13 protein-coding genes and 1 other annotated feature (1 of these 14 cut by a window edge) are annotated in these 13,588 nt (G+C 30.1%); of the genes, 3 read left to right on the forward strand and 10 right to left on the reverse strand.

All coding sequences use genetic code 11. The features are described 5' to 3' along the window. Nucleotides 1-254 precede the first annotated feature (254 nt). Together C661_RS0116670 and C661_RS0116675 are read right to left on the reverse strand one after the other, a co-directional pair. Nucleotides 255-779, reverse strand: a complete 525-nt coding sequence (locus C661_RS0116670) for a hypothetical protein (protein WP_157785706.1) — start codon at nucleotides 777-779, stop codon at nucleotides 255-257. Nucleotides 780-889: 110 nt separating this feature from the next. Next, a complete protein-coding gene (locus C661_RS0116675) occupies nucleotides 890-1,489 on the reverse strand; it encodes a DUF6398 domain-containing protein (RefSeq protein ID WP_017416488.1) in 600 nt (199 codons plus the stop codon). A gap of 234 nt (nucleotides 1,490-1,723) precedes the next feature. Between C661_RS0116675 and C661_RS0116680 the strand changes: the two genes are divergently transcribed. Further along, complete coding sequence (locus C661_RS0116680; protein WP_017416489.1) at nucleotides 1,724-2,689, forward strand: ribonuclease Z; 966 nt, start codon at nucleotides 1,724-1,726, stop codon at nucleotides 2,687-2,689. A 23-nt stretch (nucleotides 2,690-2,712) separates the two neighbouring features. Then, complete coding sequence (corA, locus tag C661_RS0116685) at nucleotides 2,713-3,666, forward strand: magnesium/cobalt transporter CorA (protein WP_017416490.1); 954 nt, start codon at nucleotides 2,713-2,715, stop codon at nucleotides 3,664-3,666. A gap of 33 nt (nucleotides 3,667-3,699) precedes the next feature. On the opposite strand, the gene C661_RS0116690 is transcribed toward corA, so the two are convergent. Both C661_RS0116690 and C661_RS0116695 read right to left on the reverse strand, forming a co-directional pair. Next, on the reverse strand, nucleotides 3,700-5,010 hold the full coding sequence (locus C661_RS0116690) for a hemolysin family protein (RefSeq protein WP_017416491.1): 1,311 nt from the start codon (nucleotides 5,008-5,010) through the stop codon (nucleotides 3,700-3,702). A gap of 209 nt (nucleotides 5,011-5,219) precedes the next feature. Further along, nucleotides 5,220-5,411, reverse strand: coding sequence for a hypothetical protein (locus C661_RS0116695; RefSeq protein WP_017416492.1), 192 nt, complete (start codon nucleotides 5,409-5,411; stop codon nucleotides 5,220-5,222). 937 nt (nucleotides 5,412-6,348) lie between these two features. Between C661_RS0116695 and C661_RS22890 the strand changes: the two genes are divergently transcribed. Beyond that, nucleotides 6,349-8,325: a diguanylate cyclase domain-containing protein gene (locus C661_RS22890; RefSeq protein ID WP_017416493.1), complete on the forward strand. Its 1,977-nt coding sequence runs from the start codon at nucleotides 6,349-6,351 to the stop codon at nucleotides 8,323-8,325. A gap of 20 nt (nucleotides 8,326-8,345) precedes the next feature. On the opposite strand, the gene C661_RS0116705 is transcribed toward C661_RS22890, so the two are convergent. From C661_RS0116705 to C661_RS0116730, 6 genes are all read right to left on the reverse strand, one after another. Further along, nucleotides 8,346-8,567, reverse strand: a complete 222-nt coding sequence (locus C661_RS0116705) for a hypothetical protein (protein ID WP_017416494.1) — start codon at nucleotides 8,565-8,567, stop codon at nucleotides 8,346-8,348. A gap of 13 nt (nucleotides 8,568-8,580) precedes the next feature. Beyond that, a complete protein-coding gene (locus C661_RS0116710) occupies nucleotides 8,581-8,907 on the reverse strand; it encodes a DUF1904 domain-containing protein (RefSeq protein ID WP_017416495.1) in 327 nt (108 codons plus the stop codon). Nucleotides 8,908-8,997: 90 nt separating this feature from the next. Further along, the gene (locus C661_RS0116715; protein WP_017416496.1) at nucleotides 8,998-9,867 is read right to left on the reverse strand and encodes a RelA/SpoT domain-containing protein; all 870 of its coding nucleotides are present in this window, start codon (nucleotides 9,865-9,867) and stop codon (nucleotides 8,998-9,000) included. A gap of 221 nt (nucleotides 9,868-10,088) precedes the next feature. Next, complete coding sequence (locus tag C661_RS0116720) at nucleotides 10,089-11,126, reverse strand: aromatic acid exporter family protein (protein ID WP_017416497.1); 1,038 nt, start codon at nucleotides 11,124-11,126, stop codon at nucleotides 10,089-10,091. A gap of 321 nt (nucleotides 11,127-11,447) precedes the next feature. Next, nucleotides 11,448-11,597: a hypothetical protein gene (locus C661_RS23735; RefSeq protein WP_017416498.1), complete on the reverse strand. Its 150-nt coding sequence runs from the start codon at nucleotides 11,595-11,597 to the stop codon at nucleotides 11,448-11,450. A gap of 193 nt (nucleotides 11,598-11,790) precedes the next feature. After that, the gene (locus C661_RS0116730) at nucleotides 11,791-13,470 is read right to left on the reverse strand and encodes a glutamine--tRNA ligase/YqeY domain fusion protein (RefSeq protein ID WP_017416499.1); all 1,680 of its coding nucleotides are present in this window, start codon (nucleotides 13,468-13,470) and stop codon (nucleotides 11,791-11,793) included. A gap of 76 nt (nucleotides 13,471-13,546) precedes the next feature. Further along, nucleotides 13,547-13,588, reverse strand: a binding site (T-box leader) (it continues 223 nt past the right edge of the window).

The raw sequence follows: 13,588 nt of genomic DNA on the forward strand, positions 1-13,588 counted from the left end.
GATATCAAGATGATATTTGACGAACTTAATTCTGATGTAGAACAACTTCGTTCACTAGCATATGCTAGAAGTTTCCTGGTGTAAGTTAAGTTATGACCAAGGAACCCTATATAGGGTTCCTTGATGAATTTTTTACTTATCCATATCCTGAGACCCTTAAGGGAACCAGGGTAGGACTAATGTATAAGTTAAGTGTTAACTCTGGTTACCTATATCTGCATATTTATAATAAATTAAGATTCTTTTATATACCTTTAAGATTCTGTTTTAGAACTTTCACTCTCTGTTCCTTGGTGAACTCTTGAGCCTCTGTCCCCTTTTATCTTGTTACCTTTCTCTGGTCTTACCTTATCAAAATTATTGTTTTCAATTTTAGTTTTTATTTTAGTTTTTATTTCTTCACCTTTTTCAGTAGTAATTTTCCCATTTGAAACTGCTTCATCTATAGCGGCATTATGTTTTTCTATTAAAGCTGCTCTAAAGCTCTCTAAGGAGACTCCCTTCTCTGTTAAAAAGGCATTTAAAGTTTTTCCTTCTTTCCTAGCTGCAGTTAACTCTTCTTTGGTTATTCCAAACTTTTCGCTTAGCACTTCATCAATTTTAACATGCTTTACTGCCTTGAAATTCCTTTTCTCTTTACCCTTGTTAGGTGCGGTTATTTCCGTACTTTGATTATTATTTGCTTTGTCTGTTGAGTTATCAGTAGCATAAACCGAGGTTCCTATACCAATAGATAAAGTTAAAGCTAAAGCAGCAACAATTAAATTTTTTTTCATCATTCATTCCTCCATATAATTTATTTTTATATTTATTTTTTTATTTATCTTATGGTAATATACTACCCAGCTTATATGTCAATGAGGTGTCAAAAAAGTGATAAAAGTATTAATTATAAACTTTCTTCTCTTTCACTTTTTCTCTTGAGTATTTCAGAGAATTGTATTATTTTGCCGCCTTTATTCCCTTCTGTCTTTTCCACCATTTGTTTTCTATCATCTGGTATAAAAGGAATGACTCCTTCATTGAAGGCTAGTTCTTGTAATTCCCTTGGAGCATCGCGTAAATCTACTGTAACTCCATCAATTGATACTAGCCAAGCAAAGGGATTATCATAGATTTTACTTGGCAATGTCCACTTAGGATCAAAGGGAATTATATCCATAAGTTCTTGGACTTCCTTGGATTTTGACGAACCTGTACTGCTACTTATTCCAAACCCTTCATAAAGTTTACTTGCCTTAAGATGTGGACTTTGGCTAGGGTCAAATATAAAATTCACTGTTCCAATTGCATGAACTATGCCACAAGCCCAAGTCTTACTTCTGCCTCTTAAAAGTGGCGATGGTCTCTTCCTACATAGGACTGCGCATAATTCTCCTGCAAGCTTTGCATACTCTCCATTTAAATTTTCAACACAAAAATTATTTATAAGAGCCATTATATCTCTATATTTTTCTTCCATGGATTTTGGCACGTTGTTTTTATTCATTTTTGTCTCCTTAGTACTTCTGCATAAAATTTCTCTCATACTAAATCATTCCTTATTTTAAAAAAATTAAACATGTGAAAAAATTAATATCTTTGAATTTATTAAGTAAAGTAAGTCAGTGTATAATATATCTAGAATCATTTTCAATGTCTTTGCAATGAATTACACTTTAAAAATGTGGTTAAAACTAATGGTATAAATATAAAATTTAAAAATGAAAGTAGGCGTTTCGTCATGATTGATATAGCTCTTTTAGGTTGTGGTGGTGGCATGCCAATTCCAGAAAGATATCTTTCTTCTTTGCTTATAAGTTATAAAGGCAGAAAACTTCTAATAGATTGCGGAGAAGGCACTCAAGTTTCTATGAAACTTTTGGGTTGGGGATTTAAGTCTATTGACATAATATGTATCACCCATGGTCATGGAGATCATACTGTTGGTCTCCCTGGATTATTAGCTACTATAGGGAATAGTGGCAGAACTGAACCATTAACTATTATTGGACCTGAAGGAATAACAAGTATTGTTAATGGTCTTAGAGTTGTAGCTCCTTATCTTCCTTATGAGATAAATATCATTGAAAATCCTTCTAATTCTTTTTATTTATCCGTAGACAAAGAAGGAACTAAAGTTTCATTTGAAGAGGGTTATACCCAAAGTAACTCTAGTGTTGATATGATAATCTCAACATTACCCTTAGATCATTCCTGCCCTTGCTTAGGCTATAATTTTTACATTCAAAGAAGGCCAAAGTTTAGTGTGGAACAGGCTGTGAAAAATGAAGTTCCTAAAATTTTATGGAATAAACTTCAAAAAGGTGATAAAGTAATTCATGATGGCAAAACTTATGAGCCGAAAATGGTACTTGGTGTAGAGAGAAAAGGCATTAAAGTTAGTTATATCACAGATACAAGACCTATAGAAACCATTCCAGAATTCATTAGAAGCAGTAACTTTTTCATATGTGAAGGTACCTATGGAAATGATGAAGATATAGAAAAAGCTATAAAAAATAAACATATGACCTTTAGAGAAGCAGCAGCTTTGGCTAAAAAGGGGAATGTAGAAGAACTACTTCTTACTCACTTTAGTCCTGCCATGGCTAGCGCGGAAATGCATGTAGATAATGCTAAGGATTTATTTCCGAACACCTTATTAGGTGAGGATAGACTTATAAAAACCTTAAGCTTTGTTGATTAATTTTCATGTTTGGGGGAATAAACTTGCTTCGTATATTTGCAATAGATAAAAACTTACAGTTAGTAAAAAATTTAACCGTAAAAGATTTAAACAAAGCCAACTTAGCTTGGTATTGGGTAGATTTTCATAATCCAAGTGAAAAGGAAATAAAACTACTATCTACTTATTTCAAATTTCATCCCTTGGCTATTGAAGATTGTATCCATGCTTTAAACAAACCTAAACTAGATTACTATGAAGGCTACAACTTTTTAATACTTAATGCTTTGAAAAAGAAAGACCTAAGCCCTATTGAGGTTTCTCTTTTTGTAGGTGATAATTTTATTGTATCCTATCATGATGTTGAACTTTCAGAAATGGATGAAGCCTTTAACAGAATTAAAAATACTCCTCAACACTGGGATAAAGGACCTATGTATGTTAATCATCAAATACTAGATGAGATAGTAGATCAATTCTTTCCAGCAATCTATGAGATAGAGGATGCCCTAGACAAAATTGATAATAATCCTGAAAATAAATCTATTCATAAACTCATAGATGAGATTTTTGCTATTAGAAGTGATTTATTAAAATTAAGAAGGGTTATTTATTCTATGAGAGATTTGTTATATAGAATTTTAAACTCTGAACGCTTAAATAGCTTTAAGGATCACAAACTTTACTTTTCAGATGTTTACGATCACCTTCTAAAACTATCTGATATGGTAGAAGCTAGTAGAGATATGACTTCAGACATCAGAGACAGTTATATTTCCATAAATTCTAATAGAATGAATACTAATATGATGTTGTTAACTGTTATAACCTCTGTATTTATTCCTATAACTTTTATTGCTGGAGTTTATGGAATGAACTTTAAATATATGCCTGAACTAGAATGGAAATATGGGTATTTTATTGCACTTGGTGTCATGTTTATAATTAGTATATCCATGGTATTATGGTTTAAAAGAAAAGGCTGGTTTGACAAATAAAAAAGGAAGGCTATTTCGCCTTCCTTCTAATTTTTATCTTACTATAGAAACTCTAACTTTTTCAATTCTCTTTTCTTTTACATCTTCAATTTTAAAAATTAGGTTTTCAAATTCAACTATTTCATCTTTTTCGTCATTTGGAATACTTCCCAGCAGGTTTACTACAAATCCACCAATGGTTTCCGAATGTTCACATTGTAACTTTGTGTCTAAATAATCATTAAACTCATCTATAGATAAAAGACCATTCACTATAAAAGTGTTATTGTCTATTTTCATAATATCACACTCTACTTCATCGTACTCATCAAAGATATTTCCCATAACTTCCTCAATTAAATCTTCAATGGTTACTATCCCCGAAAACCCGCCGTACTCATCAATTAGAATGGCCATATGATTGTTGGATTTCTGTAATTCCTTAAATAAATCATCAATATTTTTAGTTTCAGGTACAAAATACGGAGTTCTTAAAATTTTTCTAATATCCACATTGTCAAAACCATGTATACTAGCTTCTAAGAAATAATCCTTCATGTACAGTATACCAATAATATTATCTGAGTCTTCTTCATAAACTGGTATTCTAGAATATTGTTCTTCAAGCAACTTTTTAGATATTTCAGTTGATGACCAGCTTATATCTATTAAAAACACCTCTGTTCTAGGCATCATTATTTCTTCTGCTCTTTTATTATCAAATTCAAAGATACTCTCTATCATCTCTTTTTCAGTTTCATTTATAACCCCATGTTCCTGACCCACTTCAATTAAAGACTTAATTTCTTCTTTAGAAACCTTCTCTTCTAAATTGTCTGTTTCATGACCAGTGATCTTAACTAGTAGATTTGTTGAAAAAGAAAGAAACCTTATAAAAGGTTTAGTAACCTTTGAAATAAACATAATTGGTGTAACTGCAAACATAGCAATACTTTCTGCTCGTTGTAAGGCTATCCTTTTAGGATATAATTCTCCAAATACTAAAGTAATATAGGAAAGTATAATTGTTATAACTACAAGAGCTATTTGACTACTATAAGGAACTCCTATTCCACTTAGCACCATGGCAAAATCATCTGAAATTCCTGTTGCAGCAGATGCGCTAGAAAAGAACCCTGCTAGAGTTATTCCAATTTGTATAGTTGATAAAAATTTGCTTGGTTCTTCTAGAAGCTTCTCTAAAAGAATTGCTTTTTTGTTGCCTTCCTCTGCTAGCATTTTCAGCCTATTTTTATTTAATGACACTATTGCCATTTCAGCTGCAGCAAAGAAAGCATTAATCATTGTAAGAATTAATATTAATAGTAGTTGTAAAGTTATACTACCATCCGGACCTGAATCCATTAGTATACCCCCTCGGTGGTTTAGTTTTATATAAATGATAATAACATAGTTTAATTTTTTTTTCAAATTCAATTAATTATTATTACCATTAATGTAAAAATACTATTATAATTTATATTTTTTAACATATACAAATATGAATAAAAACATAAAAATAAGGAAAGATTTTATTCTTCCTTATTTTTATGTTTTAGTTTTTATATTCTTCTTTAAACCAAATCAGCATTATGATATATTTTCTCCTTTTTATCAAAGAAATTTAAGATATTATCTAGCATAGTTTCCTTGTTAGTATTTATATACTCTACCTGATTTTTGGTATAGTTTGTCCCAGAAAAATGAAAAGTTGGTACATTATTAAGACACATTAGACATAAAATAATTGTTAGTAATTTTTTCATCTTGCACCATCCTTTCTATTTCTTTTTAGTTTAGGATATTCTCTGATGAAATTGAATTCTTATTTTTGCTTTTATATCTTATTAATAGTTTCTGCAAATTTCAAAACTATATGTTGCAAAATTACTAGTAAGATTTCTATAATAATCTACTAAATTAAATTATTGATATGAATAATGAAAAAAAACCTTGCGATTATATAAATAAAATTACAGATTAATCCACCATTAGCTAAAAGTATTGATATTGCTAACATTGAATGTTAGATTTTTTTTATAAATGGATATCTAATCCATTCCACATTTTTCAAATATTCATTTGTTTCCCAAATTAATTTCCATTTTCATAACTGATTTTAACATGAAGCTTTCTTGCAAATTTCTTTTTAACTTTCGTTATTTATAAATAATTTATATTTAAAATTAATAGCTATTAATTGACTATTAAAATCTATTTACCATTTTAATGCTCTTGTAGTATAATTATTATGATTTTACAATGGTTCAATAATATTTTGAAGGTATAATATTTCTGCACTTTTTACCTATAAATACTTCACTCAAAATAAATCCTAATTAAATTGAAATCTGATTTAAAAATTCTTTAATTAGATTTCACTAAACTTATTGTTGAAACCTTAAATTTATTAATTTGTTATATTAAAATAAAGAAAATTAAAGTTATAAAATTTATAATTTTATAACTGATAAAGATATTTAGATGTAAATTAACGCTTATTTAGATAATTTTTTTCATTAGACTAGTTTTAATTTTCACGAATTTTTAACAACATTTTGGAAGCTTCAAGTCTGCCATCTTCTAAAGTGGCAGTTGCTCAGCCGAGGTAGGTTACCTTGGTGGAAGTCTTAATTTGCTTCCAAAGTTGTTAACAAATGAACTTGTTCATTATTTAACATAAATATTTTATAAGGAGATATCATGATACATAGCTTATTTGCAAATCTTGCTATTATAATAACCTTTGTGTTTTTAGGATTACAGTTTCTATTGAAAACCTATAAATTTAATAATAATCCAAAATTAATTATTTTATTTATAGGTTTGGCTTCTGGCCTTAGTGGATCCCTGCTTATGTTTTATTCTATCAGTATTGCAGATAAGGTTCTGATTGATTTAAAGCATATTATTATCGCCATATCTGGACTTTATGGTTCTTACCTCTCTGCAATTATTAGCAGTGCTATTATTGCTACTGCTAGGCTTTTTATCTTTGGAATTAACTCCTCCTCTATTATTGCTTTTATTGGCATAATTTTAATGGGGATTTTGTTCAGCTATATAAGTAGTTTAAATAAATCTAAAGCCTTTAAGTTAATCCTTATAAACTCCATAAGTGCTATATACATGCTCTATAACCTTAGTTTAAACTTAGGGTTTACTAAAACCTTTATGAAGGCTTATAGTTCTTTTATAATTATATCCTTTGTAACTTGTATTTTATCTTACTATGTATGTGAATATCTTTATAAATCCTATGAGAATTACAAACAATTATCTTCCTATGAATTAATTGTAAATAGCTCATTAGATTTAATATGCGTTCATGACTCAAATTCTAAAATTAAATATGTTTCCCCTTCTATTAAAACCTTGTTAGGTTTTTCACCAAAGGAAGCCATTGGAAAATATGCTTGTAACCTTTTGCATCCAGAGGATGTGGATTATATTAAGGAACAGCATGCTCACTTATTAGAAACCAGAAATATAACTACTAAAGCTTATAGGTATAAAAAGAAATCAGGTGATTATATTTGGTTTGAAAGTAAAATCCATGCTCTTACCAATAAAGATGGCGCTATTAATAAGATTTTGACTATTTCTCGTGATGTGACAGCTAGGGTGAAAATGGAAGGAGAATTAAAAAAAACTAATGATAGATTGATTGCTATACTTGATAATGGTGGTACAGGGATTACTATTAGAGATACAAATGGAAAACTTATAGATTCTAATAATACATATCTTAATATGCTTGGTTATGACAATAAAAAAGAAGTAGAGTCATTTATTAATTTTGTTCCTTATGAAGAGCGAACAAAAGATAAGGAGCTTATGAATGATTTATTGTCTGGGAAAATATCTTCTTATCGAATTGAGAAAAGATATATAAAAAAAGATGGAACCACTCTATGGGCAGATGCAGTTGTAACCCTATTGCCCCCTGATAACTCTAATGGTGCTCCACTTGTTATAGGAATGATGAATGATATTACTAGTAGAAAAGCCTTTGAAGAAAAACTATTGACTATGGAAAGTCAGCTAAAAAAAGCTAATGAGGAATTAAAAGAAAAAAATAAAATTCTAACTGCATTATCCTTTTCAGACGGCTTAACTGGAATTGCTAATAGAAGGTATTTTCAGGTGTCTCTAGAAAAGGAATGGAAAAGAGCTCAAAGGACTTTTAAACCCTTAACTTTACTAATGGTGGATATAGATTATTTTAAAGCCTTTAATGATACTTATGGACATGTCCAAGGCGACGAGTGCCTAAAAACCATTGCTACAACTTTGTCAAACACTGTAAATCGCTGTACTGACTTAGTAGCGCGACTTGGTGGTGAAGAATTTGCTATAATCTTACCAGATACAAACGAAGCAGGAGGAAAAATCATAGCTGATAAGTTAGTTCAAGCTATAGAAGAACTAAAAATTCCCAATGAAAATTCTAAAGCTTTACCTTACATAACAATTAGTATTGGACTTTGCTGTGAAGCTCCAAATCTTAGCTCTGTTTTTGAAGACTTTATTCATCATGCAGATATTGCCTTATATAGAGCTAAAGCAAAGGGCCGTAACAGAACTGAAGTATACACCAAAGCTTTAACTCCAAAAGATATAATACATGAAGAGTTTGATTTATGGAAAAAAATAGAAGGAATAGCGGCAGATAAGTAACCCCTGTCGCTATTCCTTTTTTACTTTTTCTTATTAGGTTTGGCTTTATTATTTTCAATTTTGTTTAATCTATCATACTTTCGTTTCGAGAACCTTATAATATCAATAATTGATATAAGTATTACGATTCCCACCGCTCTAATTATGCTTAAATTATCAGAACTTAAAATAAGTCTATCTAAGAGAAATAATACTACCAATAGTACATTGTATTTTACAAAATAATAAGCTATATTTTTCAATTACGTCACCTCGTTAAAAATGTTCCCCATTTTCATAATAATTTTCTTTTTCTAGTGCTGTAAATATCACATCCACATTTGGATAATCTATAGAATTAATATGTTTTGTAATTATCTTTGCAGCTTTATCTTGTATTTCTTGTCCTCTTTCAAACCAATCTACTTCAACTCTAGGACTCACTCCAACAAACTCTCCATCCTTTATGTATAACCTTTGTACCACTTCTAAGGTAAAGTAATCTCTAGGGCATTGTAATAAACTTTCTAGTTCATCAACTAACTCCTTACTTATTGCGCAAAGCTTTTTAGCCTCAACGCCATTAAATTTTAACATTGGCATAATACTACCTCCTATTTTTTATATATTTAGCTATAGCTAAATAGCTTCCATAATTGCCTATAAGGTCTTACTCAAGTCATCTTTTAAATTTCATAACTCTTCTTTCACAATTATCCTATCTAAACTTAGTAAAATCTCTTGTTTTTCTATAGAGTCCATAGAGTTAGATTTTTCTATTCTTTCTCTCAGGGTTAATATTTCTTTATTTTTTGAGTGGATTGCTTTTTCTTTCTCTTCAGTTTCCATAAGACTTCTATTCAAAAGATTAATAACTGAAGCCATTTCATCTGAACTACCTGCAATTCTATTTAAAAGTAATAAATTTAAAGCTAATACTTGAGGAATCTCATCTCTCGTATATCTAAGTTGATGATCTATTTCTCCATAGCCTTCTTCAAATATGGTTCTTACTTGTATTTCTGCAATGACCCTTTGATTTGTAGGAAAAGACTCTATTAAATAATGTACGGAACGATACCCTGTTTTTCTAGAATTAATTTCTATATTAAGCTCTTCAAATCTATCAGTATCGTCTCCCTCTCTTACATTAGCAGTTATCTCAATTACCTTCCAAGTATTGCTTATAAAATTATGTATATCTTCCCAATCTTCCTTAAAAATATGGATAGCACGAACTCCGATTAAATCCGTTATTTGATCTTTATAATTGTCAGTTGTAAACTGAAAATCTCCTCCATAGGCCTCTTTTCTACTAGCAGTTTTTCTAATAATCTTTTCTATTAAATGCTCAGAATCTTTTACTCTAGATTTAACAGAGTGAATCTTTTTATGATTTCTTAAGGTACTTGCAATAAAATCTGCCTGAGTTTGATATAAGGTTCCATACTGATTAAAATCCTCATATATTTCATTTAATGTGTTCCAACTAATATTATATTTAGTCAAATCCTCTTCTAAAATATTGTATTTACTAAAAAAACTCGCCTTATGTAAGCTCATTGCCAAGACCTCCACTAACACTATTTAAAAACCACCTTATTTATGGGTTTTCAACATAAAAACCTTATTATGTTTATTTTTTCTTCTAAAAACCAAAGTAGGTATATATAATTTAAGTGTTGACTCTATTTCCCTATAAACTAATCCAAGGCATATTATAACATTTACCGATATAAAAATATAGCTTCAGGATTGATTTCCTGAAGCTTTTACCACATAGTTTACTGCAAAGCCTTTGTTTCCATAAGAATTTCCTCTACATAATATACAATAGAGTTCATATTTGAGGTGACTCTATTACCATTAAAGTCTTCATCCAAGGTGGATATTATATCTAAATTATGCTTAAGAGATTTTATTGTGGTAAAATCTACTGAATTTAAGGTATTTATAACCTCCTCTAAAACCAGGAGAATGTTATTCTCTAATTTTAAGTTGTTTCCCTCTCTCCATATTGTATAGTTTATATCGTAGGTTAAATGATTAATATCCTTAAAGTGTTGGAGGATTCTATGAATTCTATCTAATTTCTCTGGTTCTAGTAAATGAAAAAGAAATTTAGATTCTTTAACCATTATTTCCACATTAGCATGAACCAAGTCTAAATCATTAAAAATTCCAGGGAAAAGTCTTATATATGATCTATCTCTCTTTTCTGATGGGTTTTTTAGTTGATTTAAAGTATATTCTAATCCTAAGAGTACTGATTTTTTACCAAACTCTAATCTTTTATTTGCCATGTTATTATAATAAAAGTGGGAAAATACATAATTATAAAAGATTGCAATTATAACCCCTAGACCTAAAGCTGCAATTCTTAATCTAAAGGTTAGCCAAATACTTGGTACTCCAAATACATCCTTTTGTACATACTGAGTCATATAGATGCAGGTAAAAATAGCTACTGGTGATACCATTCTCCAATTTATTTTAAGGGATACATACAAGGTTAATGCCATTCCTAGAGCAATAGTAACCACATTAATTCCAAGAATTAATATTAAAATCCCTGTACAAGCAGCTCCTATGGTAGATGCTACCAGCTGACTAATGCCTCCTCTTATTCCCATGACGTTAATGGGTTCTAAGTTATACATTACACCTAAAAGTACAGATATCATATCTAATCTAGTAATAGGAAAAAATATTCCTATTACATATCCCGTTGCTATGGCTAACATAGATTTTATTATATATAATTTTGCATCAAATAAAACTGCTTCCTTGCTTAATCCTAAGAACTTAATTGCCTTTTGCATAGGTACCTCCTAAAAATCTTTGCTAGTATTATATGTATTATATGCAAAAGGAAAAAATTATATAAAAACATGAGTCTATGCATATAGAAATTGCAAACTCTATATGCATAGACTCATGGATTTTTAATATTAAAACTTATGGTGTCGTAAATATAGTTTTTAAACTGATTATAGATTTTTAAATATACTTTATTTCCTTTCTCCCATAGCTCTTTAAGTGAACTTACTTATACTCATGTATAAGTTAAAGCTATAACTATTATGAAAGAATTGTTATGGTATCTTTGAACCCTATAAATAAATCTCTAGTTAAGTATTTTCTTATTTCTGAGTTGTTATATTTAATGTTTCACTTGGCGTACTTCTCGCTAAGTTGCCCATTTTATCTGCATTGTAAATAATAGTAGCAGCGATTAAAAAAAACACAAAGCAAACTGCCACCTTTGGAAAAATTTCATTTACTTTACTCATTATTCTTTATCCCCCTTACCCCTTCAATAATAAGTTTAGGAAAACCCTGAGGAGTATTTTAATTTTTCATACCTTTAATTATACGTTATTTCTATAGAAAAGTTAGCTACAAATTATTAAATAATTCTTAAGAATTTCTTAAAATTGAAGAATAGAGAATATGAGTTTACCCTTGAAAGGTTATTATAATGCTTTACTTTTTATTTTTCCATGAATCTTTTAGCGGAACAATCCTATTAAAAACAAGGCTACCTTCTGAGGAGTATTTTTTGTCTACAGTGAAATATCCATGTCTGATAAATTGGTACTTGCTTTCTGCTGATGCACCGTTTAAAGCTTTCTCTACTAAGCAGTTTTCTAGTACTATTAAAGAACTTGGATCAATCTTTTCCTCCCAAGTTTTTGAGCTATCCTTTAATAATTCCTCCTTTGAAACGAGCTTATCATAAATATTAACCTGTGCCTTTATTGCATGATCCTTGGACAACCAATGAATAGTTCCTTTTACCTTTCTCCCTTCAAAGCCAGAACCGCTCTTAGTTTCTGGATCATAGGTACAATGTAGTTCTATAATTTCTCCCTCTTCATTCTTTATTACTTCATTACATTTTATGAAATAAGCTCCCTTTAAACGTACTTCCTTTTGTGGAGCCAGCCTATGAAATCCCTTAACAGGGCTTTCCATAAAGTCATCCTTTTCAATATAAATAACCTTTGAAAAAGGAACTTGCCTACTTCCCAGCTCTGGATTCTCCATGTTATTTTGAATGTCTAATAGTTCTTCTTTACCTTCTTCATAATTCGTAATTATAACCTTAAGAGGATTTAAAATTGCCATAACAGAAGGTACTTTTGCTTTCAAATCATTTCTTAAACAATGTTCAAGCATTGATATATCTATGGTACTTTCACTTTTTCCAACTCCAATTTCCCCTAGAAAGGCTTTAATGCTTTCTGGAGTGAATCCTCTTCTTCTAAGTCCTTTTAAGGTTGGTAGTCTTGGGTCATCCCAACCATCCACAAAACCATTAAATACTAATTCCCTTAAATATCTTTTGCTTGTAACAACCCCAGTTAGATTAAGTCTTCCAAACTCTCTTTGTCTTGGAGGCTCAACAAAATCTAACTCACTTAAAAACCAATCATAAAGAGGTCTATGGTCCTTAAATTCCACTGAGCAAAGAGAATGGGTTACACCTTCAATAGCATCTTGAAGAGGATGGGCAAAATCATACATAGGGTAAATACACCACTTATCCCCTGTTCTATAGTGATTTGCATGTTGAATTCTATAAATTACCGGATCTCTAAAATTAATATTTGGAGAGCTCATATCTATCTTAGCTCTTAATACTTTAGAGGAAGATGGAAACTCACCTTTTCTCATTCTATAGAAAAGATCTAAGTTTTCTTCTATACTACGATTTCTGTAAGGGCTATCTACTCCGCCTTCGGTTAGGGTTCCTCTATATGCTCTTATTTCTTCTGGAGATAAATCACAAACATAAGCTTTCCCCTTTTTTATAAGTTTCACAGCTAGATTAAATATTTCCTCTGAATAATCTGATCCATAAAAAATTCTATCCTCTGGATCATAACCTAACCATTTCATATCTTCAATTATTGAATAAACATACTCCATATCCTCCTTAAGAGGGTTAGTATCATCAAAACGCAAATTAAAAAAACCACCATATTTTTTTGCTATTGTATAGCTAATATTAAAAGCATAAGCACTACCAATATGAAGATATCCATTTGGTTCTGGTGGAAAACGGGTAGTTATATTCCTAGTAAACACCTTTTCTTCTATATCTTCTTCAACAAATCTTTGAATAAAATTTGACTCCATATTTAAATTCTTTTCACACATATTAATACCTCCTGGTTAATAATTGATAAACCTAATTAAAAGCAATAAAAAAACTCTCACCTCCAAGACTTTTAGTCTTGGGGACGAGAGATATTGCCTTCGTGGTACCACCCCAGTT

It is taken from the genome of Clostridium tunisiense TJ (genome assembly GCF_000300195.1).
GTDB classification, from domain to species: Bacteria; Bacillota; Clostridia; order Clostridiales; family Clostridiaceae; genus Clostridium_J; species Clostridium_J tunisiense.